1 protein-coding gene is annotated in these 454 nt (G+C 63.7%); it reads left to right on the forward strand.

What is annotated here, in order from left to right:
• Nucleotides 1–55: 55 nt before the first annotated feature.
• Nucleotides 56–454 (forward strand): DNA gyrase subunit A (locus ACU8YC_RS27400; protein WP_446896313.1); only part of this gene is annotated, 399 nt, incomplete at its 3' end.

Consider the following 454-nt stretch of genomic DNA (forward strand, 5'->3'; position numbering starts at 1 on the left):
AATTCACCCAGCGCGCCGGCACCCTGGTGCTGCGCCAGCATGTAACGGATCGACCATGAGCGAATCCCTCGACCTGAGCCTGGACGGCGTGGAGCGGCGCTCCCTCGCCGACTTCACCGAGCAGGCCTACCTCAATTACTCCATGTACGTGATCATGTATCGCGCACTGCCGCATATCGGCGATGGCTTGAAGCCGGTGCAGCGACGCATCGTCTATGCCATGAGCGAGCTCGGCCTGAACGCCGACGCCAAGCACAAGAAGTCCGCGCGTACCGTGGGTGACGTGCTCGGCAAGTTTCACCCCCATGGCGACAGTGCCTGCTACGAAGCCATGGTGCTGATGGCGCAGCCGTTCAGCTATCGCTACACGCTGGTCGATGGTCAGGGCAACTGGGGTGCACCGGACGACCCCAAGTCCTTCGCCGCCATGCGCTACACCGAGGCGCGGCTGTCG

The sequence above is a fragment of the Citrobacter sp. VF227 genome, from assembly GCF_052950715.1.